This is a genomic window from Nonomuraea cypriaca, from assembly GCF_015645445.1.
Taxonomy (GTDB): domain Bacteria; phylum Actinomycetota; class Actinomycetes; order Streptosporangiales; family Streptosporangiaceae; genus Nonomuraea; species Nonomuraea cypriaca.
In genome coordinates, this window is record NZ_JADOGI010000009.1 from 11,939 (window position 1) to 35,053 (window position 23,115).

Consider the following 23,115-nt stretch of genomic DNA (forward strand, 5'->3'; position numbering starts at 1 on the left):
CCAGTGAGAGTCCATGAGGAGGAGCGGCAGGTTGATCGAGGTCAGGGAGCTCCACGAGATCGCGGAGTTCGAGAGCGTCTACGCGCTGTTCGACGACATCTGGCATTTCAGCCCCGGCGAACCACCCATCACGGTGGAGCTGATGCGGGCGCTGTCGCACACGGGTGGCTACGTGGCCGGGGCGTTCGACGGTGACCGCCTCGCCGGCGGCTCGGCCGGGTTCCTCGCGGCGGGCGGCGCACTGCACTCGCACGTGACGGGCGTGGTGGCGGGACGTGGCATCGGGCTCGCGCTGAAGCTGCACCAGCGGCGCTGGGCGCTGGAGCGCGGGCTGGAGCGGATCACCTGGACCTACGACCCGCTGGTGCGCCGCAACGCCCACTTCAACCTGGCCAAGCTGGGCGCCCGGCCGCGCGAGTACCTGCCGGCCTTCTACGGCGTCATGGAGGACGCGATCAACGCGGGCGACGAGTCCGACCGGCTGATGGCCGAGTGGCGGCTGCTCGACCCGCGCGTGGTGGCGCTGGCGCGCGGCGAGCCGCGGGTCACGCCGGTGCCCGCGGACGCGGTGGTGGCGCTGGCCGACGACGGCGGCCGTCCCGTGCCGGGCCCGGTGGACGCCGGCACGGTGCTGGTGGCGGTGCCCGCGGACATCGAGGGGTTGCGCCGCGCCGACCCGGGAACGGCCAAGGCGTGGCGGCACGCCGTACGCGACGTGCTGGGCGGCCTGATGGCCGAGGGCCGCGCGGTCACAGGGTTTTCCGGCAGGACCTACTACGTCGTGGAGAGAACATGAAGATCACTGGAGTGGAGCTGCGGCGGATCGCGATGCCTCTGGTGTCGCCGTTCCGCACCTCGTTCGGCACGGAGACCGCCCGCGACATCCTGCTGGTCAGAGTCGTGACGCCGGACGCCGAGGGGTGGGGCGAGTGCGTGGCGATGGCCGAGCCCCTCTACTCCTCCGAGTACGCCGACGGCGCCGCCGAGGTGATCCGCCGATTCCTGCTGCCCGCGCTGCCGGAGAGCCTCGACGTCCACGGGGTGGGCCGGGCTCTCGCGCCGGTCAAGGGCCACCGGATGGCCAAGGCCGCCCTGGAGACGGCGGTGCTGGACGCGCAGTTGCGGGCGGCGGGCGAGTCGTTCGGCCGCTTCCTCGGCGCGGCCAGGACGCGGGTGCCGTGCGGGGTGTCGGTCGGCATCATGGACTCGATCCCGCGGCTCCTCGACGCCGTCCAGGGCTACGTGGACGAGGGATACGTACGGATCAAGCTGAAGATCGAGCCCGGCTGGGACGTCGAGCCGGTCCGGGCCGTGCGCGAGCGGTTCGGCGACGACCTGCTGCTCCAGGTGGACGCCAACGCCGCCTACTCGTTGAGCGACGCCCGCCGCCTGGCCCGGCTGGACGCCTTCGACCTGCTGCTGATCGAGCAGCCGCTGGCCAACGACGACCTGGTCCAGCACGCCAGGCTGGCCGAGCGGCTCAGCACGCCGATCTGCCTGGACGAGTCGATCGAGTCGGCCGAGCACGCCGCCGCCGCGATCGCGCTCGGCTCGTGCTCGATCGTCAACGTCAAGCCGGGCCGGGTCGGCGGCTACCTGGAGGCCCGGCGCATCCACGACGTGTGCCGGGCGAACGGGGTGGCGGTGTGGTGCGGCGGCATGCTGGAGACCGGGCTCGGCCGGGCGGCGAACGTGGCGCTGGCGGCGCTGCCTGGGTTCACGCTGCCGGGCGACACGTCGGGGTCGCGGCGTTACTACGAGACCGACATCACCGAGCCGTTCGAGCTGGTGGACGGACATCTGACGGTGCCGTCGGGCCCCGGGCTCGGCGTGGAGCCGATCCCGGCCGTGCTCGACGCGGTGACCACGGCCACCGAGTGGATCACCCTCTGAGCCTGGGCACCTCCGCCGGCAGGGCACGCGCGTGCGCGGACTCGGCGATCAGGTCGGCGAGCCGCTGACCCATTGCTCCAGCCACGCGAGAATCCTTTCGTTGTAGTCGTACCGGTGTGAGGGCCGGCCGTTCAGGATGAACAGATGACTGGCGCCGGGATAGCGCACCAGCCGGACGGGCACCCGCCGCTCGCGCAGCGCGGCGAACCACTGCTCAGACTGGCCGACGGGGCAGCGGTCGTCGCCCTCGCCGTGCAGCAGGAGGGTGGGGGCGGTCACCTCGGCCACGTGCGTGATCGGTGACTGGGCGGCCAGGTCGCCCGGGTGTTCGTGGGTCTTCAGCAGGTATCCCATGTCCGAGGTGCCGGACATGCTGGTCAGGTCGCTCACGCAGCCGCCCGGGATCGCCGCCTTGAACCGGCCCGTCGTGGAGGTCAGCCAGCACGTCATGTAACCGCCGTAGCTGTAGCCGGTGACGGCCAGCCGGCCGGGATCCGCGGTGCCGTCCGCCACCAGGTCGTCGACGGCGGCGAGGAAGTCCTGCGTGTCGGCCACGCCCCAGGCGCCGACCGCCGCGGTGTAGAAGTCCTCGCCGTAGCCGTCGCTGGCGCGCGGGTTGAGTGCGAGCACCGTCCACCCGTTCGCGGCGAGGACCTGGTGGTAGAGGTGGAAGCCGTCGAGCACCGGCGCCCAGGCGTTGTGCGGGCCGCCGTGGATGTCCAGCAGCAGGGGTCCCGGCGCGTCCGCCGTCTCGTCGCGCAGGACGAATCCCTCCACCTGGGTGCCGTCGGGGGCGGTGAAGGTGCGCCGGGCGGGCGTGAGCAGGTCCACGCCGTCGAGCGCGTGATCGGTGAGCCGGGTGACGTCCTTTACATTGTCGATCAGGTAGACGTCGCCGGCGCTGTGCGGGGTCGCGGCCACGTACGCGATCCGGCCCGCCGCCACGCTCGCCCCGGACACGCTCACCTCCTCCGGTACGAGCTTCTCGCCGGGAGCCCGGTACAGGTGGGTGCAGCCGTGGTCGCGCGCGCAGAACAGCAGGTCGTCGCCGAGGAGTGCGGGTGTGGCGCCCGGGTAGCCGGGGTGGCCGGTCATGACGTTGCGGTCCAGCCCGGTCTCGACCTCGGCGAGGCCGCCGGGACCGAGCTCGAACAGGCGGGTGTGCCCCACCGGGCTCCCCTTCAGCCCGGAGACGACCAGCCGTTCACCCAGCCACCACGCGCCGGTGCAGATGATCTCCGGCTCGGTCAGCCGCTCCGGCTCCCCACCCACCTCCACGGTGTACACCGCGCCCCCGGTCTCGAGGTCGCGGTCGGAGTCCATGCTCGCCACGAACGCCAGCCGCGTCCCGTCCGGCGCCCACGACGGCTCCCCCGCGTGGAAGTCCCCGTCCGTGACGCGGGCCGTCTCCCCGGTCGCCACGTCCACCACGAACAGGTGCGAGGTCACCCCGCGCAGCAGCCCGGCGCCGTCGGCCTTGTACTCCAGGCGGTCGGCCACGACGGGCGCGTCCGGATCCGGCGCCGCTCCCCCGGGCCCGGCCGGCCCGCTGAAGGCGATCCTGGTCCCGTCCGGCGACCACTGCGGCGCGCCAGCGCCGAGCGTCGCCGAGGTGAGCGCGTACGGCTCCCCGCCGTCCATGGGCAGCAGATGGATCTGCGGTTTACCGTCCACGGGCCGCAGGAACGCCAGAGCGCCGCCGTCGGGCGACCACCGTGCCGCGCTCCCCTTGGCCAGGCGGCGCGGCGGCTCACCCGGCACGGCGAGCCACACCTCCGTACGGTTCTCGTCGGCGTCCCGGTCGATGGTGGTGAGCGTGTACGCGACCGCACCGCCATCGGGACGCAGTCGCGGATCAGAGGGAACGGCGAAGCGGAAGAAATCATCCAGAGTGAGACGCGGCATACCCGAAACCGTAAGCCAGCACCCTCCGCCCATCTTCGGCCGATCCGACGAACAGCGCCGATTCCGTTGTACGCGGGACCAACCCGGGCCGCGAGGTCTTCCACTCAGGGCGCAGAACCAGATCCACGATGGCGCAAGTCCTCGTCGGCTAATCTCGGAGCAGAGCACTGGGGATGGCATATATCCCCGGTGCCCGACCCCCACAGTAAGGGAAGGGCACCGATGAATGTCAAAACGACCGCAGAACGCCTGACGACGTTGGAGGCTGGAGCCTTCCGCACAGGTGAGGACCTGGCGGAGATCAAGGCGGGGATCGCGGAGCTGCGCGAAGACGCGGCCTACACCCGCAAGGACGTGGATCTGCTTCTAACCCATTACGGCATCGAGCGTCCCGGAACGGGATCTGGGTCGATATTCTGCGGTGGCTCCCAGGGCTGAGATCCCCGCCGGTTCGAGCCCCTCCCCGCGTTCTGTCCGGGGAGGGGTTTCTCGTCCCTCAAATCGTGCCCACGAGCCGGACAGGTGATCTCGCGGTGGGTGATGGCTTGGCGCAGGGGTGACGGGTCGGGTTCCGCCGCAGGCAGATGCACGAAATCCTGCGCGGCGCCTCGTGGGACCCGCTCGCCGTGTCCGGGATGTCCTGACTCCGGCTTTTCGGCTGCTGAGCCCGGGCGGCGCCCGCTGAGCCGCACGGCGACGCGGTGACCGATGAGTTCGGTGGACTGCGCTGGTCTCTTTCAGCGCAGCCCACTCGAACCGGAGGTTCACGATGAGAGATCTGATCGTCACCGAGAACGTCACGCTCGACGGGGTCATCGACGCGAAAGGGGGATGGTTCGACGTGGCCGGTGAGTCGGACGTCGATCAGTCCGACCTCCTGGCGGCGCTCCAGGAGCAAGCCGGGGCGGCCGACGCCTTTCTCGTCGGGCGGGTGACGTTCGAGGACATGCGAGGTTACTGGCCGCACCAGAGCGACGACACGACAGGGGTCACCGACTACCTCAATCGAGTGTCGAAGTATGTCGTCTCCCGCACGATGCGGGATCCGCGATGGGAGCACACCACCGTGCTCAGTGGGCTCGGCGAGATTCGGGCGCTGAAGGCCGTACCGGGCGAGGACATCGTCACGACAGGGAGCATCACCCTGGTACGCGAGCTCATCGCGGCCGGACTGGTGGACGAGTACCGGTTGTTCGTCTATCCGGTCGTGCTCGGGCAGGGCGAGAAGCTGTTCGACGACGCGGGCGGCGCCGCGGCGCTGCGGCTCGTGGAGGCCCGGCCGTTCCGTTCCGGCGTGGTTCTCCTGCGCTATCGAACGACGTAGCCGCGCGCCACGACCGGTGGCGGAATAATCCGTTGCGATCTCATGCTGATGATCGCACTATGTTCCTCATGTTCCAGCACGCTCACCACGCGACGCCCGCCCTGGCGGCGGGCGCGTTCGAGCGTGCCTGCGACGGCCTGGAGCGCTGACCTCTTCCCGTAAGTCCTGCGGTGACCCGGCGGGGGGAGGTTGACCGGCCCTGACGGGTCACGAGATTTCCAGGACTCGCGAGAAGAGGAATCATGGCCAAGCAGGCCTACGTACGCAACAAGCCGCATCTCAACATCGGCACGATGGGGCACGTCGACCACGGCAAGACCACGCTGACCGCCGCGATCACCAAGGTGCTGGCGGAGCGGGGGCAGGCGACGTACACGCCGTTCGAGCGGATCGACCGGACCCCGGAGGAGGCCTCCAGGGGGATCACGATCAACATCTCGCACGTCGAGTACGAGACCGCCACCAGGCACTACGCCCACGTGGACATGCCGGGCCACGCCGACTACGTGAAGAACATGATCACGGGGGCGGCGCAGCTCGACGGCGCGATCCTGGTCGTGTCCGCGCACGACGGGATCATGCCGCAGACCAGGGAGCACGTGCTGCTGGCCAAGCGGGTCGGCGTGGAGCACCTGGTGGTGGCCGTCAACAAGGCCGACGGCGCCGACCCGGAGCTGACCGACCTGGTCGAGCTGGAGCTGCAGGAGCTGCTGACCGAGCACGGTTACCAGGGCGTCCCGATGGTCCGGGTGTCCGGGCTGCGGGCGCTGGAGGGCGACCCGGTCTGGACGGCCTCGGTCGAGGCGCTGCTGCAGGCGGTCGACGAGCACATCCCCGTGCCGGTCCGGTACGTCGACGCGCCGTTCCTGATGCCGGTCGAGAACGTGCTCACGGTCACCGGCCGCGGCACGGTCGTGACCGGCGCCATCGAGCGCGGCACGGTCCGGGTCGGCGACACGGTCGAAGCGGTCGGGTTCGGTGACGGGTTCGACGCCGTCGTGACGGGCGTGGAGACGTTCGGCAAGACGATGGAGCGGGGCGAGGCCGGCGACAACGCCGCCGTGCTGCTGCGTGGCGTGCGCCGCGAGCAGGTTCGGCGGGGCATGGTGCTGGCCGAGCCCGGCAGCCAGGCGGCCCACAGGTCGTTCACCGCCCGCGTCTACCTCCTCACCCCCGAGGAGGGCGGACGGCGCAGGCCGATCGCGTCCGGGTACCGGCCGCAGTTCTACCTGCGCACCACGGACGTGCCGGGTGAGCTGGCGCTGCCCGCGCCCGCGCATCCGGGTGACACGGTCGAGGTGACGGTCGAGCTCGGCAAGGCGGTCGCGCTCGAGCCTGGGCTCGGCTTCGCGATCCGCGAGGGCGGGCTCACGGTCGGCGCGGGCACCGTCCTCACCGTGACCGGCTGATCGGCGTGTGAGGCCGGGTCCCGCCACCGTGCGGGGCCCGGCCTCTCGGACAAACCCAGGCCTCTTGGACAAACCCAGGCCTCTCGGACCAACCCATGCCTCTGGATCAACCCAGGCCTCTCAGAACGACCCAGGCGACAACCCATGCCTCTCGGACCAACCCGGCCTTTCGGGTCGGGCCGCGCCTCAGGGGTCAGGCCGCGCGCAGGGTCAGACCAGGCCTCAAGAGTCCGGCCACGCCTCAGGAGTCAGCCGCCTCAGGGGTCAGGCCGGGCCTCAGGTCAGGATCGGTCGAGGGGCCGGGCGTTTCTGGTCAGGAGGGGTCGAAGCGGAGGCGGAGGGTCGCGCGGCGGGCCCTCAGCTCGTACGCGGGCAACGTCCCAGGCCCGCAGGTGGCGGTGCCGATGCCCTGGTGGGCGAGGTCGAGGTGGAGGTGCACCCGGTCCCCGGCCACCAGGTCGGGCCGATGCCGGGCCGCCGCCAGCTCGTCGACGCTCCACCGTCGCGCGGTCATCCCGAAGGTCGGCTCACCCGACACCCGGAACGCCCCGAACCGGGCCCACCGCACGTCGGCCCGGTGCCCGTTCTCCTGCGGACGGACGTACGGCGTCTGCAGCTCGTCGACGGTGGCCGACCACCGCCCCACCCTGGCCCCCATGCCGGTGTCCGGGTACGCCTCCCCCGGCCCAAGCCCGAACCAGGTCACCTCGCCGACGTCACCCGGCACGGACATCGTGACGCCGAGCCGCGGGATCGGCTCCCGCCAGTCGCCGTCCGGCTCGATGTCCAGGACCAGCCGCAGCCCCCCGTCGAACGTCCACCGGTACGTCGCCCACATCCCGAGATCCGTGGCGGCGGGCGCTACCCGGGTACGGACGGTCAGGCCGTCGCCGGTCTCCAGGGAGTCCACCCGGTGGGTGAGGCGGTGCAGGCCGAGCCCGCGCCACTTGCCTTCGAGACCGCCGTACCTGTCGTTGTCGGTCGGCGCGCGCCACAGGTCGAGCCGCGGACCCTCCACCTCCAGCCCGAACAGCCGGACGAGCCGCCCGGTGGCCGCGTCGAAGGCGCAACCCCCGGCGGCGATCTCGTCACCGTCCCGCACGAAGGCGGCCGGCGGAGCGGCCGGGGGCCGGACCGAAGGCCCGGCCAGGAGTGCCTGCGCCCACGCCACCTCTTGCCCCGCCGGCGCCCACGACTGGTCGCCGGCCAGCACGGCCCGCACGGTCAGCCACCGCTCGCCCGCAGGTCCCGGCGTGTCGGGCACCTTGCACTCGCCGCCCCCGGCCGGCACGTCGAGCCGGTGCTCGGCGACGGTCTCGCCCTCCACCTCCACCGCGGCGACGAACTCCAGGTGGGACAGGTCACGGAAGTCATAGGAGTCGACGACCCGCACGACGCCGTCCCCGAACTCGAACTTGACCGGCTCGAACACCTTCTTCAGGTCGATCAGCCCGGGCGAGGGCGTCCGGTCGGGGAACACCAGCCCGTCGATCACGAAGTTCCCGTCGTGGAGGGGCTCGCCGTAGTCGCCGCCGTACGCGTACTCGAGCTCCGGATGCGCCAGGCCGTGGTCGATCCACTCCCAGATGAAGCCGCCGGCCAGCCGCGGATGGGTCTCGAACAGCTGCTGGTACTCGGCCAGGCCGCCGGGCCCGTTGCCCATGGCGTGGGCGTACTCGCACTGCAGGAACGGCATCTCCCGCCGCCGCGCGTCCAGTTCGAGGTCGTCGAGCGGGTCCTCGGCGCGCCGGCCGATGGCCTCGACCTCGGCGTGGGAGGCGTACATGCGCGAGTAGACGTCGGTGTGGGCGCACGACCAGTCGCCCTCGTAGTGGATCGGGCGGGACGGGTCGCGCTCCCGCGTCCAGCCGGCCATGACGGCCAGGTTCTGGCCGACGCCGGCCTCGTTGCCGAGCGACCACATGATCACGCTGGGGTGGTTCTTGTCGCGCTCGACCATCCGGCGCATGCGGTCGAGCAGCGCGTCGGCGTAGCGCGGGTCGTCGGTGGGGTTGGCGCGCCAGCCGACCTGGCCGAAGCCGTGCGTCTCCAGGTCGCACTCGTCGATCACCCACAGGCCCAGCTCGTCGCACAGGTCCAGGAAGTGCGGGTGGGGCGGGTAGTGACTGGTCCGGACGGCGTTGACGTTGTGCCGCTTCATCAGCAGCACGTCCTCGCGCATCGTCTCGTACGGCACCGCGCGACCGTGCCCGGGGTGGAACTCGTGCCGGTTCACGCCCTTGAGCAGCAGCGGCGTGTCGTTGGCGAGGAGCACGCCGTCCACGATGGAGATCGTGCGGAAGCCGACGCGCAGCCGTACGGACTCCTCCGGGCAGGTCACGACGGCGTCGTAGAGGCGGGGTGTCTCGGCCGTCCACGGCTCCGCCGCGACCTCGACCTCGACACCGGGCTCGAGATCGGCGACGCCGAGCTCGGGGACGCTCAGCGTGCCCGGCCCGTCGAAGCTCAGGGTGCCGCGCCCGCCCGCGTAGCCCGCGCGTACGAACACGTCGGCCGAAGATCGGGTGAGCGTGACGTCACGGAAGATGCCGGGCAGCCACCACATGTCCTGGTCTTCCAGATAACTGGCGGCCGACCACTGGTGTACGCGTACGGCCAGCACGTTGCGGCCCGGCCTGAGCCACGGCCCGGCGTCGAACTCGACCGGCAGCCTGCTGCCCGTCGAGAAGCCCAGCTCGTGACCGTTCAGCCAGACCCGCGCGAACGAGTCCACGCCCTCGAACCGCACCCTGCCGCCCGTCCAGCCCGCCGGCAGGTCGAACACGCGGCGGTGGTCACCGGTCGGGTTCTCGTCGGGGACGCGGGGCGGATCCACGGGGAACGGATAGGACACGTTCGTGTACGCGGGCGCGCCGTGGCCGTGCAGCGGCCAGTGCGAGGGGACCGGGAGGTCGTCCCAGCCCGCGTCGTCGAAGTCCGGCCTGGCGAAGTCGTCGGGGGCGTGCGCTGTGGGTGAGAGGCGGAACCGCCACGTCCCGTTGAGATCGAGCGCGGGCGCGTCGGAGCGGAGCGCGGCCCGGGGTTCGAGGCGGCCATGTCCGGGGGCGAAAGTTTCGAGATCCATCGCCGCTGAGCCTAAAGGTTCAAGACCGATTTCGACAGTGATGAGCCCTCTGTCCGTACCGGTTGACGACCGTCCGGGGGCGACCCACGACACACATACTCGACGTGCCGGACATCACGGTGCCGGACATCACGGTGCCGGACATCACGGTGCCGGACATCACGGTGCCGGACATCACGGTGCCGGGGACGCCGCCAGGTAGCCGGCCAGCAGCGCCTCGGCGACCGTGCCCACGCTGGTGGCGTCGGGCAGGAACTCGGGGGTGTGCAGCCCCGCCGCCGTGTCCACGCCCACGAACATCATCAGCACCGGCGCCACCTGCCCGTAGTGCGCGAAGTCGTCGGCCCCGCACGAGCGCAGCCTGTCGGTCACCGCCCACCCCTGCGCCCGCAGCAGGTCCCCCGTCCGTACGGCCAGCGCCACGTCATTGTCCAGCATGGGCTCGCCGGGCAGGATCTCGACCTCGGCCGCGCATCCGTACGCCCTGGCCACGTCCTCGACGAGCTGCGTGAACCGGTAGTGCAGCGTCTCCCGCCAGTCCTCCGACATCGCCCGCAGCGTGCCCCTGGCCACCGCCTCCCCGGGGACGGCGTTCGGCGTGGTGCCGGCGTCGATCATCCCGAACGTGACCACCGTCGGCACCATGGGGTCGGCGACCCGGCTGACGAGCTGCTGCGCCGCCACCACGACCTGTGCCAGGGCCACGACCGGGTCGCGGGTGAGGTGCGGGTACGCCGCATGGCCCCCCTCGCCCCTGACGGTCACCCGGAACTCGTCCGACGATGCGTTCACCGGGCCCGGGGTGCAGGCGATGGTGTCCTCAGCCAGCACGGGCTGCACATGAGCGCCGATCATCGCCCGCACGTCGTTGCGCTGGAGCACGCCCGAGGTGACGACGTCGTGCGCGCCGGACGGGAAGGTCTCCTCACGCGGCTGCAGCACCACGACCAGCGGCGCCATACCGGCGCCTGGGGCCGTGACGTCCGGAGCGGGCGGGATGGCGAGCTGGTGGACGGCCCTGGCGAGCGCGACGACGGCGGCGAGGTGGACGTCGTGGCCGCACGCGTGCATGGCGCCGTTGACGGCCGCCCAGGGGACGCCGGTGCGTTCGATGATCGGCAGGGCGTCCAGCTCGCCGCGCACCGCCACCGCCGGGCCTGGCCCGCCGATCCGTAGCACCGCGCCCGTCCCCGCCACATGCTCGGCCAGGCCGTCGGGCAGCGCGTCGAGCACCCGTTTGAGCGTCGGCCCCTCCTCACCGGACACGCGCGGCAGGGCATGCAGCTCCCGCCTGAGCGCCTCGGCGACAGGCAGTTCCACGCGCAGCGCCTCCCGCAGTGCCTCCCATCGGGCCTCCCGCAGCGTCTCCCATCGGGCCTCCCTTTGGGCCCCCCGTTGGGCCGCCTCGTACAAGTCCCGCCTCACTCCGGACTCCTCCGTTCTCGGTCCTGTCCTCATTCCGTCCTCATTCCGGCGCCCCCACCGTGCCGACCCCCCACCGCGCCGGTCCCAGCTCGTAGACGCGGCGGGCGTTGTCCGCGCCCACCAGCGAGGCCACCCGCACCGCCTGCTCCACCGACCAGTCCCCCTCGGCCACGAAACTGCCCAGGACCCGCACCATCGCCCGCCGCCACAGCACCGCCCCCAGGTGGTGCAGCTCGGCGGGCCCCCAGGCGTCGGACGAGAACAGCACCTTGGCGAACGGCGCGACCTCCAGGCTCTCGGCCACCAGGGCCACGCTACGCGCTCCGGTGAAGTTCACGCCCAGCCCCACGTCGAAGTACACGTTCGGGTACGCGTGCGCGAGGAACCCGGCCTGCCGCTGGTACGGGTAGCAGTGCAGCAGCACCAGCGGCACCCCGGACGGCTCGGCCAGCTCGATCAGCCCCCGCAGCAGCAGCGGATCCGCGCGCCGCAGGTCCGCGTCAGGATCCCCGAACCCGGCGTGGAACTGCAGCGGCAGCCCGCGCTCGATGCCGGTCCAGATGAGGTGCCGCAGCAGCACCGGGTCGTCCAGCCGGCGAACGCCCGAGTCCAGCCAGCGGCCGGCCGCCTCCTCGACCTCCGCGCCGGTGGGCGGCGAGGGGTCGAAGTCGAGGCCGCAGCGGTAGGCGGCGATGCTCTTGAGCCCGCGCGCCGTACGGGTGCGCTCCCACAGCGCCTCGGCGAACCGGCCGGCGAACGCCCGCGCCTCGCACCCGGCGGAGGCCACCTGCTCGGCCACCGCCTCCAGCCGGACGACCTCGTCGGCAGGCACGCCGCTCACCTCCGCCATCCCGGAGGGCCCGAGCAGTTCCTCGCCCCGGTGGCCTGTCTCGACCAGGAAGTGCGCGACGCCGCCGGCGCCGAGCAGCAGCCGGTTGACCTCGTACGCGCCGAGCCTGGCGCGCCTGGCCAGGTATTCCTCCGGCGTGCAGTGCGGGTCGAGCCCGAGCACGGGAGCGCAGTGGCGCAGGATCGCGTAGCCCACCTGGGAGTCGAACTGCGTCATCCACGGGGGCACCGGCCGGTCGGACTCGGTGATCAGCTCCTCGAACGCCGTGCGCGACAGGTCTCTGCCGGTGGCGCCGTGGACGTGGTGGTCGACGAGCGGCAGCTCCTCGACGGCGCGGACGAGCCCGCTCGGCACGAGATCGAGCTCAATGGACATGCGGCGCCCCTCCCCCGGTCGCTGCCCAGGCGGTCGGCGGCGAGCAGCGCTTCCACGATCTCGTACCCGTGACCCTGCCCGCGACCCCGGCACGGTGAACACCGAGGAAAGGGGCCCCGCGCGACCGTCCGCGCGAGGCCCCCGACCATCAGACGGCCATCAGACGACCGTCAGGCCTGAGGGGACCAGGGCCGTCAGGCGGCGGCCCTGGCCGTGACGGCCACGCTCGCCTGGCGGGTGACGCCGTTGACGGTGACGGCGACCGTCACCTGCCCCTTCCTGAGCGCGGTCAGCGTGCCCACCGCCGGGTCGAGCACGGCGACATGCCACGGCTTGGCCGTCCCGCGGGTGCCGACGTGCAGGTTCGGCGAGCCCGACCAGGTGACCGACACCGGGTAGGCGGCGGGAACCGTCCTGCCGGCCTGCTCGACCGCGGCCGAGACCGGGGCGGGCGTCCCGAGGGCGACCGTGGCCGGCGCCGTGAGCACGAGGTCGTCCACGTGCGGCCTGACCTGGGTGCCGATCCAGCCGGGCGCGTCGGCGAACCAGTTGCGCCGGACCTGCTCGGCCTCGGCCCGCGTCACGGGGTCGACGCCCCACAGCGACCAGCCGGTGAACCCGCCGTCGTCGGGCGCGGTGGCCGGGTTCTTGCCGGAGTTGCCGTTGATGAAGTACGGCACCGCATCCACCCGCTCGGCGTGGAAGGTCCCCACGTGCGCCCCGATGTAGGCGGCGCCCTTGCCGGTGGTCCGCTGGAAGTCGGCCAGCCACCCTTCGACGAGCGCCGCCTCCTTCCTGTCGCCGAGCTGGCTGCCCTTGCCGGGCGTCGGGTCGCGCGGCGGCACGTGGAAGACGACCGCGACGGATCCGACCGACGCGTCCTTCGCGGCCTTGTCCAGCTCGGAGCGGAGCAGGGCGACCTGGTCGAAGCCGCCGCCCCTGATGCTCAGCCGGGAGGTGTCCAGGGTGATGAACCGGGTGCCCTTGTGGTCGAAGGTTCGGTACGTGTCACCGAAGACGGCCTTGAAGTTGTCGATCTGCCCGCCCATCACCTCATGGTTGCCAGGAATGTAGTGATATTTCAGCTTTCCGCCGAGTTCCTCGTCCAGGACCCGCTTCGCCAGCGCGAAGTCCTCGGGCGAGGCCTCGTCCACCAGGTCGCCGTTGATCAGCAGGAAGTCCGGCTTGGCCGCCTTGATCTCCTGGAGCGTGCGGCGGGCGTTCTTGACGAGGTCGCTGTCGGGGTCCCTGGCCACGAACTGCGCGTCCGACATGACCGCGAACCGCCACGGCATCCTGGCCACGTCCGCCTTCACCACCGGGTCGGCGACCTTGGGTCCGGCGGGCGCGGACACCGACGGCGGCACCTTGGCGACCAGGCCGTCGATGAGGATCTCGTTGGTGTACTTCGCGTCTGCCTTGGTCTCCGCGACGTAGAAGCGCCGCAGCTTGAGCGGGTAGCTGACGCCGGCGGGCACGGGGAACTCGACGTACCTCCAGCCGGTCCACGTCATGTAGGGGCCGCGCAGGATCTGCGACTGGCCGAGCGCGTCGTAGAACTCCAGGCTCGGCCACTCCCCCTTGCCTGTGGAGTTGATCCAGAGCCCGAACGCCTGCGGCTGCCCGTCCACCACGATCTGCTGGGGCGGGCCGGCGTACGCGGCCCGGGTGGCGGTCGAGGTGGTGAAGTCGTACGACAGCTTCAGCCCGCCGCCGCTCTGCCCGGGGGCGGCCGACAGGGAGCCGGTGGCACGGGCGGCGGCGAACTGCCACGTGGCCGCGTCCTCGAAGTCGGCGACCGGCTTGGCCTCCATCCCGACGGTCACCGGCACGGCGGTGGTGATCGCGCCGACCTTGGCGGTGATCAGCCCGGACCCGGTGGCCTGCTTGGCCTTGACGGTGAAGTAGCCCTGCTCGGCGGCGGTCACCTCGAACAGGCTCTCGTCGTAGTCGAGCGTGAGGTCACCCGGCTCGATGGGCGCGGAGTTGCCGTTCTGGTCGTATCCGACCACTCCGAACGTGGCCGTCCCGCCCGCGCCCTGCATGCCGAGCCGGTCGGCGGTGGCGCCGAGCCGCTTCAGCGGCTGCAGCACGGTCAGCTCCAGCGTGCCCTTGGCGCCGCCACGCGAGGCGGTGACGGTGGCAGGGCCCGGCACCAGGGCATGGAACCTCCCGTCGCGGACGACGCCGTGCACGACCGGGCTGGACCGCCACTTCGGCGTGCCGGCGGCGGGGCCGTACGTCTCGTCGTATCCGGCGGCGGTCAGCCGCCTGGTGAGGCCGGGGAAGACGCGCTCGGTACGGCCACCGGCGACCGGCCCGCCCCCGGGGGCCCGGCTCGGGTCACTGGCGGTCTCCACCCAGAAGCCCTTGAGCTTGCCGCTGCCCTCGGGCGCGTAGAGCGCGAGGCCGTTGGGGACGTGGCGCTCGCCGCCGTCCGACGGGGTGTTCTCGATCTGCACGTCGGCGGCGCCCGGCTCGCGGGCGAGCATGGTGGAGGAGCCGCCGCCGTCGAGGTTGAGCGCGTTCGCGGCGCCGAGCTCGATCATCATGGCGGCCAGCTCGTTGAGCGTGACGCCCCGGCTGTCGACCTGGCGGCCGTCCACGGTCAGCAGGTACATCTTCCTGCCGTCGGCGGAAAAGCCCACGGCGGTACGGGGGTGCGCGGCGGTGTCGGTGGAGTTCTGCACCTCGCCGTCCTTGACGAGCACCCAGTTACCGCCCACGGCCGCCTTGACGGTGCTGCCGTCGGACGACTTGGGCTGGTACTTCACGTCCACCCGGTCGCCGGCCTTCAGCGCGGACAGCGCGGCCGCCCCGGCGTCCCTGCCGAGCAGGATCGAGGTCCCCGCCGGGATCGGGCCGGTGCCCGCGGACGTGCGTACCTCGGAGACCACGCCTTCGGCCAGGACGACCTCGGTGACGGACGCGGAGCCCTCGACGGCGCGGGCCCGGTTGTACGAGCCCCACAGCGGCGTGAACAGCCCGACGCCGTCGCGCTGCACGATCTGGTTGAACTGGGTGAGCGCGACCGGCGATCCGCCGGCCGGGGTGGCGGTGCCCTCGAAGTACATCTTGAGCACGCGTCCGACGCCGTCACCGGTGATCGCTACCGCGTTCTCGTGCCCGGCGACCGGTGACTGGACCAGGTCGCCGTTCTGGACGCCGATGCCCTGGGCCGCGCCGGAGTTGTTGATGTCGAAGAAGTCGCCGTTGACGGCCGCGACGGCGTGGGAGCGCTTCGCGGGCCCGGACAGCGGCTCGGTCTTGGACACCTCGCCGGAGAACACGTAGTCGGCCGTCGCTCCGCCCAGGTCGGCGGTGACGGCGTCGGCGCGTAACCAGCCGAGCGCGTCATACGTGTCGAACGACGTCAGCGAGATCCCCGGGGCGATCGGCCGGGTCTTCTTGGCCGTCTCCAGCTTCGGCGCGGCGGCCGTGGCCGCCGGGGCGAGCAGCGTGGACGACGGCGGATAGGACGACGCCTGGAGCGCGTCCTCTGCGGTTTCCCCTCTGGGGGGTGCGGTGGGATCGGCCTGAGCGGGCGCGGCGGTCAGGGCCAGGGGGCCTAACACGAGCGCGGCTGCGGCCAGCATTCGGAGGGTCTGCACGACCGAACTCAATCGCTCGTGGATATAACTTTCAAGACTTAAGAGTGAACTAAAAGATAATTTCACACCTTGCTCCGCCCGCCGCCCGGCTTGCAGCATGGGACGGGTGGATCGAGAAGCGCTCTACCGCGACCCGTATCCCGTCTACGCCAGGGCCCGCGCGGCCCCCGGGCTGACCTTCGCCGAGGAGCTGGACGCCTGGCTCGTGACCAGGCACGCCGACGTGCGCGAGGTGCTCGGCAGGCCGGACGACTTCTCCTCCAAGGGCGCCCTGCGCCCCGACGTGATCCCGGCCCCGGCCGCGCTCGCCGAGCTGACGGACGCTCCCGGCGGCGCGCCGGTGGTGCTGAGCACGGACGGCGCCGCGCACCAGCGCTACCGCCGGCCGCTCACCCGCGGCCTGTCGCCCGCCAGGGTCGCCGCGGCGCTGCCGTTCGTCCAGGAAACGGCGGCCGGGCTGATCGCCTCGTTCGCGCCGGCGGGCCGGGTGGAGTGGATGTCGCAGTACGCCGGCCCGCTGCCCGCGGCGGTCATCGGCCACCTGATGGGCCTGGACCCTGCGGACGTGCCCGGCGCGATCCGGGCGGCGGACCGGGCCGAGGACCTGCTGTTCCTGCCGATGCCCGAGGAGGAGCAGATCGCCACCGCCCGCGAGGTGGCCGCCCTGCGTCACCGGCTCGACGCGCACGCCGCCAGGTCGCGGGACCAGCAGAGCCTGACCGGCGAGCTGGTCAGGGGGCTGGCCGCCGGCGAGCCGAGCGCCGGGGAGCGCGACGAGATCGCGGCCAACCTGATGAACCTCATGCTGGCCGGCCACCTGACCACGACCGCGCTGCTCGGCACCACCGTGCACCTGCTGCTGCGCGACCGCCGGCAGTGGGAGCTGCTGTGCGCGCGGCCCGATCTGGCGCCGGCGGCGATCGAGGAGGCGGCCAGGTTCGAGGCGCCGGTGCAGGGCTTCCGCCGCCTCGTCACGCGGCCGGTCGAGGTGGCAGGGACGCGGTTGCGGGAGGGCGAGACGGTGTTCGTGTCGTTCGGTTCCGCGGGCAGGGACGAGGCGGTGTTCGAGCGGCCGGACGAGTTCGACATCGCGCGCGAGCCGGCCCGGCACCTGTCGTTCGGGCACGGCGTGCACGCCTGTCCGGGCGCGTTCCTGGCCCGTGAGCAGCTCAGGGTCACCCTGGAGCTGCTGGTCCGTGAGCTGCCCGGCCTGCGCCCGGCCACCGGGGACGTCGCGATGTCCGCCACACTCATCCACCGCGCCCCCGAGGAGCTCCACCTCACCTGGTGACCGGCCGACCGGCACGCCCGGCCACGGTCACCCGGCGCGCCCGACCACGATCACCCGGCACGCCCGACTACGGTAGGCCGACGCGCGTGACCGTGGCCAGCCGGTGCGCGTGACCGTGGCCAGCCGGTGCGCGTGACCGTGGCCAGCCGGTGCGCTTGACCGTGGCCAGCCGGTGCGCGTGACCGTGGCCAGCCGGTGCGCTTGACCGTGGTCAGCCGGTGCGCTTGACCGTGGTCAGCCGGGCCAGTGTCTCGTCGTACGCCGGGTCGTCCCAGTAGGCGGCGTGCCAGCGCGTCTGCCCCAGCGGTTCGCCTGGCCCGGGTCGCGGGGGATCCCAGCAGAACCGGTCCACCGCATCGGTCGCGACCGGCCCGGCGGCGAGGGGATCGGCGTGCCGGAACACGGGCCCGCCGATGGGGTCGCTCAGCCGGTAGAGGTTGCACCAGGTGGCGCCCTCGCGTACGGCCGCCAGCCCGCGGGCGCCGAAGTAGGCGGGGAAGTAGGCGGCGTACAGGCGGCGCAGCGGCGACCCGTGGGTGAGCAGCCGGACGCGGCCCCGCAGCTCCGGTTCGAGCTGCGGCACCAGGGCGGCGGCGATGACGCTGCCCTGGCTGTGACCGGACAGGACGACCTGGTCTCCCTCGGCCGGGGCGAGCTCGCCGAAGCGGGCGACCATCTCGGGGATGACGCGTTCGGTGTAGCAGGGCGGCGACAGCGGGTGGATGGCCCGGGGCCAGAAGGTGGAGACGTCCCACAGGATCCCGATCGTCCTGCGCAGCCGGAGGTCGCTGTGGGTGCGGCGGCCGAGCAGGACCAGCCCCGCGACGGCCGCGATCATGGCCCAGCTACCTGTCGTGGCGAGCAGCCCGGTGAGCCCGTCGTCCGGCGCCGGCACCCCGAACCGGTAGAACACGGTCACCCCGCCGAACCCGGCCACGCCGATGCCGGTGAGCACCGCCAGCACGAGACCTGCGCGGTCGGTGAGCGCGGCGAGCGCCCACTTGGCCGCGACCGCGGCGGCGTGCCGCTCCCCGTAGTGCGGCTCAAGCGCGGCCGCCAGCCGCCCCGCCTCGGCCCGCTGGATCAGGTAGAGGACGAACGCGACGGCCAGCAGGCCCACGGCGATGATCGGGACCAGGGCGGCCGTCCACCAGACGGGGTCGTCGAGGAAGAGCTTGCGGCCGATCGGCTCGGCCTCGGCGGAGGTCCCCGGCTCGCCGAAGAACGTGGCGGTCCAGAACAGCACGCCGAGGGCGAGCACGTTCGCGCTGCCCGCGGCCACCATGAGCACGAACCACGCGGCCACGCCGTGCATGGCCCGCCGCTCGATCGGGTCCCGCTCTCCCCTGGGCCGGTCCATGCGGGCGAGTACGCAGGTGGCGACCAGGATGAACAGCCCCAGCACCAGCATGAGGACGAACTGGAACGCTCCAATGCCGACGCCGGGCAGTTGCCGCGCGGATCCCCCCGCGGGCATCCCGGCCAGGCCCGCCGCGAACGTGGCCACGAACACCAGCGGAGCGGCCACCCGCAGCACCTTGCACGCGAGCGTGAGCCAGCCGGGATCCCGCGTGCCGGAGTGCGGGTCCAGCCGCCTGGCGGTCGCCGGGAGCACCACCAGCACCGCCGCGGCGAGTTGCACGTAGGTGTTGGCCACGGTCAGGACGAACCCCTGCGGGCTGTGGGCGAAGGGCGCGGACACCGCCAGTCCGATGGACGCGATCGCGAAGCAGACGTGCACGACCCGCAGCCGCCACACCGGCGCGCCGCCGTGCCACAACCGCGGCCTGGCCAGCGGCGACCCGCCGCGCTCCGCACCATCGGGCGGGGTGGTGGGCGGGATGACCGTGCGCTCGTCCCTGCGCCAGGTGCGCCGCGCGATCCACCACAGCAGGACGACGAGAAGCAGCGGGACCAGCGCGGTGACGGCCAGCCGCTTCGACGGCTCCTCCCCCCACAGCACCCCCAGCCAGCGCACCCAGACGGGCGCCGTCTCGTGGGTGCAGGCCCGGCCCGCCGCGGTGCACTGCCAGCCGATGAGGTCGACGCCGGCCCGGGTGACGGCGCCGACGAGCGTCCCGGTGAGCAGCAGGGCGAAGAGCCGCTGCGCGGCCTCCACCACGTGCCGCAGCCGTCGGCCGCCGGCGGGCCTGGGCAGCATGAAGTACGACAGGTTGGCCAGGGCGAAGGGCAGCAGGAGCAACCACAGCGCGATCGTCCTGCCGCCGGAGGTGAGGCCGCCCCACGCGTACGCCTCCCGGTGCCGGATGCCAGGCACGTCGGCCTCCGCTCCCTCCGGCCGGCCGCCCGCCCACCAGCGCCGGTAGAACCCGGTGGTGCCGTCGCCCGCGACGAGCCTGGGGTCGGGGTGGTTGAGCATGCCCGCCGGAGACGCGCCGCTGGCTCCGTGCACGCGTAGCTCGGTCACACCTCCGCGGGTCTCGTCGATGAATCCGTCCATGCGACCAGGATCGCGCCCGGACCACTGTCACGTACAGTGACTGATCGGTTACTCAACAGTGTTACGACTTGGTGGCGCCCGCCGTGAGGCCGGTGACCAGGTGCCGCTGGACCAGCAGGAAGACGACGCCGGCGGGGATGGCGATGAGCACGGCCGAGGCGGTCATCAGCCCCCAGTCCGACCAGTGCTGGCCGATGAACTGCTGCAGCCCGGCCCCCAGGGTCCGCTGGTCGTCCCCGGTCATGAACACCGTGGCGTAGCCGACCTCGCCCCAGGCGGTCATGAAGCAGTAGAACGCGGTCACCGCGATCCCCGGCCTGGCCAGCGGCAGCACCACCCGCCAGAACGTGCCGAACGGCGTCAGCCCGTCCACCATGCCGGCCTGGTCGATCTCGATCGGCACGGTGTCGAAGTAGCTCTTCATCATCCACGCGCAGAACGGCACCGCGATCGTCATGTACGCGATCACCAGGCCCGGGATCTGGTTCAGCAGACCGAGCCCGGCCATCAGGTTGTACAGCGGCACGATCAGGATGGCCACCGGGAACATCTGGGTGATCAGCAGCAGCCACATCACGCTCCGGTGGCCGGGGAAGCGGAACCTGGAGACCGCGTAGCCGGTGGTGGCCGCCAGGAACACGCCCAGCACCATGGTCAGCCCGGCCGTCAGCACGCTGTTGAGCAGCCACTGCGGGAACGCGGTGGCGGTCAGGACGCGGGCGTAGTTGTCCAGCGACGACTCGTTGAACAGCTGCAGCTCGGCCGACAGCCAGCCGTCGCGCGGCTTGAGCGAGGTGAGGACCAGCCAGACCACCGGGAACAGGGAGATCGACACCGCGAGCAGCAGCCCGGCGTGCAGGCCGGTGGAGGCCAGCGGGCCGCGCTCGCCGCGCCGGCGAGGGGTCGGGGTCACCAGGGGTCTCCTTGACTGCGCAGGGTACGGCGGTAGCCGATCGCGAGCACGACCAGCATGAGCAGGATGATCACACCCCAGGCGGCCGAGCCCGAGTAGTTGCGGATGCCGGAGAACGCCTCGCGGAAGGCGTAGGTGACCAGGATCTCGGTCTCGCTGCCCGGCCCGCCCCGGGTGACCAGGAAGATGATCGGGAACATGTTGAACGTCCAGATCGTGCCCAGCAGCAGCACCGTGCTGGACACCTGCCGCAGGCCCGGCAGCGTGATCGACAGGAAGCGCTGCCAGGGGCTCGCGCCGTCCACCTCGGCCGCCTCGTACAGCTCGGCCGGGATGGACTGCAGGCCGCCCAGCAGCGCGACCATCATGAAAGGCACCCCGATCCACACGTTCACGACGATCACCGCGAGCTTCGCCGTGGTCGGATCGTCCAGCCAGCCGACCCCGCCGAGACCGGCCGTCCTCAGCAACGCGTTGATCACGCCGTAGTCGCTGTTGTAGAGGTAGCGCCAGATGAACGCGGCCACGAACGCCGGGACGGCCCAGGGCAGGATCAGCAGCACCCGGTAGACCGACCTGAAGCGGAACTCGCGGTTGAGCAGCACGGCCAGGCCCAGGCCGATCCCGTAGTGCGCCGCCACGCAGACGACCGTCCAGATCACGGTCCACAGCAGCTTGTCCCAGAACAGGGCGCTGGTCAGGATCTGAATGTAGTTGTCCAGGCCGACGAACTCATAGGTGGCGGGGACGACGTTCACGCCGATCGTCCTGCCGATGTTGCCCTCGGTCGCGTCCGTCAGCGAGAGATACACCCCGCGCGCCAGCGGCCAGCCGATCAGCACCAGCATCACGACGGCCACCGGCGCGATCATCGCCCAGGCGTACCAGTGCCTGGACAGCGCGCGCCGCCACCGCCCGGGACGGTCGTGGCGGCGGCTCCGGCCGCGGGCGGACTCGCCCGCGGCCGTCATCCCTCCAGTGGAGACCGCCACCGGTCAGCTCCAGCCCTTCATGATCCCGCGGTACTGCTCGTCGACCTTCTTGAGCATGTCCGCGGGCGCGGAGTCACCGCCGACGAGCGCCTGGTAACCCTCCAGCAGCGGCTGGAACAGCTGCCCGCCCTCGGGGATCCACGGGCGCGGCACGGCGGTGTCCATGATCGGCTTGAACACGGCGACGTCGGCGTTGCCCTGCACGTCGGGGTTCGCGTAGGCGGAGGTCCGCGTGGGCAGGAGGCTGATGTCCTTGGCGATCTTCGCCTGCGCCTCGGCCGTGGTCATGAACCTGACGAACTCGTACGCGGCCGGGATGTTCTTGGATCCGGCGTAGATGGCGAGGTTCCAGCCGCCGGTGGGCGCCCCGGCCTTGACCGAGCCCGCCGGGACGGGGGCGATGCCCAGGTTGTCCTTGTCCTCGAACTCCTTGCCCTGGTAGATCTCCGACAGCGCCCACGGCCCGTTGTAGATCATCGCCGCCTCGCCCTCCTTGAGGGCCGTCATCGCGTTGGCGTAGCTCTCCGTCGTCGCGGGCTTGGGCGCCGCTCCCGAGCTGATCAGGTCGGCCACCGTCTCGACGGCCCGCACGTTGGCCGGGGAGTTCACCACGATCTTCTTGTTGGCGACGTCCAGCAGGTCGCCGCCCTCGCCGTACATGAACGGCAGCAGGAAATAGGAGTCGACGTTCAACGCCAGGCCCTCCGCGCCGGTCTTGGCCTTCACGTCCAGCGCGGTCTGCTTCAACTCGGCGACCGTCTTGGGCGCCTCCTCGTGGCCGGCCTCCTTCAGCAACCGCTTGTTGTAGATCAACGCCAGGGTGTCGGTCACCTGTGGCACGGCGTAGGTCTTGCCGTCGTACTTGGTGCTGCTCAACGGGCCGGCCAGGAAGTCCGCCTCGTTGTCCACCGCCCGCGAGCCGTCCAGCGGCTGCAGATATCCCAGCGAGGCGAACTGCGGCGTCCACGCCACCTCGGAGCGGATCACGTCCGGCGCTCCGGCGCCGGCCTGCGCCGCCGTCTGGAACTGGTTCTGCGCCTGATCCGATGGCACGTTCACATATTTGACCTTGATCCCCGGATGGGCGGCCTCGAACTCCTTGATCAACGCCTGGAACGTCGGCCCCTCACTGTCCGGCCGCGTCGTGTCCCACCACGTCACCTCACCCGTGATCTTCGACGGGTCGGACACGGAAGGGGCGGGGGCGGCGGTCTCGCCACCGCCGCCGCAGGCGGAGATCACCAGGGCGAGCGCCGCAACGACTGCTGCGGCAGGTAAGAGTCGTCGCATGTCCTTCTCCTCACAGCTCGGTCAGAGTACGCCGGACGTTACGCCGACGTGACGCCGACCGAAAGATGCCCACGGGAGGCTTCTGCAAGTTGTTACATTGATCCGCGTTCGTGGCGGTCCACCGGCGACGAGCATCGCTTCCCGCCGTTTTCGCAGGTCATTCGCTGGTACGCGTGGACGTTTCCGACATTGTGCACCCCCGCCGCCCACGCGTCTGCTGGCGGACCGGCCAGGAAGCGGTATATGCCCTTTCAGAAATTTCCAGAAAGGATTGCAAAGATCTGGCTGGGT

The 23,115-nt window shown here is 71.7% G+C and carries 15 protein-coding genes; 6 read left to right on the plus strand and 9 right to left on the minus strand.

The genetic code is table 11. The features are described from left to right. Positions 1 to 13 precede the first annotated feature (13 nt). Together ITP53_RS04835 and menC are read left to right on the plus strand one after the other, a co-directional pair. Positions 14 to 796: a GNAT family N-acetyltransferase gene (locus ITP53_RS04835; protein WP_195894060.1), complete on the plus strand. Its 783-nt coding sequence runs from the start codon at positions 14 to 16 to the stop codon at positions 794 to 796. Then, positions 793 to 1,893, plus strand: a complete 1,101-nt coding sequence (menC, locus tag ITP53_RS04840) for an o-succinylbenzoate synthase (protein WP_195894061.1) — start codon at positions 793 to 795, stop codon at positions 1,891 to 1,893. Before ITP53_RS04835 ends, menC begins: the two co-directional genes overlap by 4 nt. 48 nt (positions 1,894 to 1,941) lie before the next feature. Here menC and ITP53_RS04845 read toward each other — a convergent pair whose 3' ends face one another. Then, on the minus strand, positions 1,942 to 3,798 hold the full coding sequence (locus tag ITP53_RS04845) for a S9 family peptidase (protein WP_195894062.1): 1,857 nt from the start codon (positions 3,796 to 3,798) through the stop codon (positions 1,942 to 1,944). Between the two features lie 222 nt (positions 3,799 to 4,020). On the opposite strand from ITP53_RS04845, the gene ITP53_RS04850 reads away from it, so the two are divergent. From ITP53_RS04850 to tuf, 3 genes are all read left to right on the plus strand, one after another. Beyond that, on the plus strand, positions 4,021 to 4,236 hold the full coding sequence (locus ITP53_RS04850) for a hypothetical protein (protein WP_195894063.1): 216 nt from the start codon (positions 4,021 to 4,023) through the stop codon (positions 4,234 to 4,236). Between the two features lie 331 nt (positions 4,237 to 4,567). Then, positions 4,568 to 5,122, plus strand: a complete 555-nt coding sequence (locus ITP53_RS04855) for a dihydrofolate reductase family protein (RefSeq protein WP_195894064.1) — start codon at positions 4,568 to 4,570, stop codon at positions 5,120 to 5,122. 242 nt (positions 5,123 to 5,364) lie between these two features. Then, a complete protein-coding gene (gene tuf / locus ITP53_RS04860) occupies positions 5,365 to 6,531 on the plus strand; it encodes an elongation factor Tu (RefSeq protein ID WP_195894065.1) in 1,167 nt (388 codons plus the stop codon). Positions 6,532 to 6,844: 313 nt separating this feature from the next. On the opposite strand, the gene ITP53_RS04865 is transcribed toward tuf, so the two are convergent. The 4 genes from ITP53_RS04865 to ITP53_RS04880 all read right to left on the minus strand — a co-directional run bounded on the left by ITP53_RS04865 (position 6,845) and on the right by ITP53_RS04880 (position 15,877). After that, positions 6,845 to 9,616 (minus strand): glycoside hydrolase family 2 TIM barrel-domain containing protein, encoded by a 2,772-nt coding sequence (locus ITP53_RS04865; RefSeq protein WP_195894066.1) that lies wholly within the window; start codon positions 9,614 to 9,616, stop codon positions 6,845 to 6,847. A 174-nt stretch (positions 9,617 to 9,790) separates the two neighbouring features. Further along, positions 9,791 to 11,041, minus strand: coding sequence for a M20 metallopeptidase family protein (locus ITP53_RS04870; protein WP_328813988.1), 1,251 nt, complete (start codon positions 11,039 to 11,041; stop codon positions 9,791 to 9,793). A 40-nt stretch (positions 11,042 to 11,081) separates the two neighbouring features. Then, positions 11,082 to 12,266, minus strand: a complete 1,185-nt coding sequence (locus ITP53_RS04875; protein ID WP_195894068.1) for an amidohydrolase family protein — start codon at positions 12,264 to 12,266, stop codon at positions 11,082 to 11,084. Between the two features lie 194 nt (positions 12,267 to 12,460). Then, complete coding sequence (locus ITP53_RS04880) at positions 12,461 to 15,877, minus strand: phosphodiester glycosidase family protein (RefSeq protein ID WP_328813991.1); 3,417 nt, start codon at positions 15,875 to 15,877, stop codon at positions 12,461 to 12,463. Between the two features lie 106 nt (positions 15,878 to 15,983). On the opposite strand from ITP53_RS04880, the gene ITP53_RS04885 reads away from it, so the two are divergent. After that, positions 15,984 to 17,168: a cytochrome P450 gene (locus tag ITP53_RS04885; protein ID WP_407941214.1), complete on the plus strand. Its 1,185-nt coding sequence runs from the start codon at positions 15,984 to 15,986 to the stop codon at positions 17,166 to 17,168. Between the two features lie 211 nt (positions 17,169 to 17,379). Here the strand turns inward: ITP53_RS04885 and ITP53_RS04890 are convergent, their stop codons facing one another. From ITP53_RS04890 to ITP53_RS04905, 4 genes are all read right to left on the minus strand, one after another. Beyond that, complete coding sequence (locus tag ITP53_RS04890) at positions 17,380 to 19,629, minus strand: hypothetical protein (RefSeq protein ID WP_195894070.1); 2,250 nt, start codon at positions 19,627 to 19,629, stop codon at positions 17,380 to 17,382. A gap of 61 nt (positions 19,630 to 19,690) precedes the next feature. After that, positions 19,691 to 20,542 carry a sugar ABC transporter permease gene (locus ITP53_RS04895; protein ID WP_328813994.1) on the minus strand — a complete coding sequence of 284 codons (852 nt, stop codon included), beginning with the start codon at positions 20,540 to 20,542 and terminating at the stop codon, positions 19,691 to 19,693. Beyond that, positions 20,539 to 21,513, minus strand: coding sequence for a carbohydrate ABC transporter permease (locus tag ITP53_RS04900; protein ID WP_195894120.1), 975 nt, complete (start codon positions 21,511 to 21,513; stop codon positions 20,539 to 20,541). Before ITP53_RS04900 ends, ITP53_RS04895 begins: the two co-directional genes overlap by 4 nt. Positions 21,514 to 21,537: 24 nt before the next feature. Then, a complete protein-coding gene (locus ITP53_RS04905; protein ID WP_195894071.1) occupies positions 21,538 to 22,824 on the minus strand; it encodes an extracellular solute-binding protein in 1,287 nt (428 codons plus the stop codon). Between the last annotated feature and the right edge of the window lie 291 nt (positions 22,825 to 23,115).

Bases quoted from the DNA above. Each gene is read 5' to 3' on its own strand.
- tuf (WP_195894065.1), top strand. From the start codon at position 5,365: ATGGCCAAGCAGGCCTACGTACGCAACAAGCCGCATCTCAACATCGGC.
- ITP53_RS04845 (WP_195894062.1), bottom strand. From the start codon at position 3,798: ATGCCGCGTCTCACTCTGGATGATTTCTTCCGCTTCGCCGTTCCCTCT.
- ITP53_RS04835 (WP_195894060.1), top strand. From the start codon at position 14: ATGAGGAGGAGCGGCAGGTTGATCGAGGTCAGGGAGCTCCACGAGATC.
- ITP53_RS04855 (WP_195894064.1), top strand. From the start codon at position 4,568: ATGAGAGATCTGATCGTCACCGAGAACGTCACGCTCGACGGGGTCATC.
- ITP53_RS04905 (WP_195894071.1), bottom strand. From the start codon at position 22,824: ATGCGACGACTCTTACCTGCCGCAGCAGTCGTTGCGGCGCTCGCCCTG.
- ITP53_RS04865 (WP_195894066.1), bottom strand. From the start codon at position 9,616: ATGGATCTCGAAACTTTCGCCCCCGGACATGGCCGCCTCGAACCCCGG.
- ITP53_RS04890 (WP_195894070.1), bottom strand. From the start codon at position 19,629: ATGGACGGATTCATCGACGAGACCCGCGGAGGTGTGACCGAGCTACGC.
- menC (WP_195894061.1), top strand. From the start codon at position 793: ATGAAGATCACTGGAGTGGAGCTGCGGCGGATCGCGATGCCTCTGGTG.
- ITP53_RS04850 (WP_195894063.1), top strand. From the start codon at position 4,021: ATGAATGTCAAAACGACCGCAGAACGCCTGACGACGTTGGAGGCTGGA.
- ITP53_RS04900 (WP_195894120.1), bottom strand. From the start codon at position 21,513: ATGACGGCCGCGGGCGAGTCCGCCCGCGGCCGGAGCCGCCGCCACGAC.
- ITP53_RS04875 (WP_195894068.1), bottom strand. From the start codon at position 12,266: ATGTCCATTGAGCTCGATCTCGTGCCGAGCGGGCTCGTCCGCGCCGTC.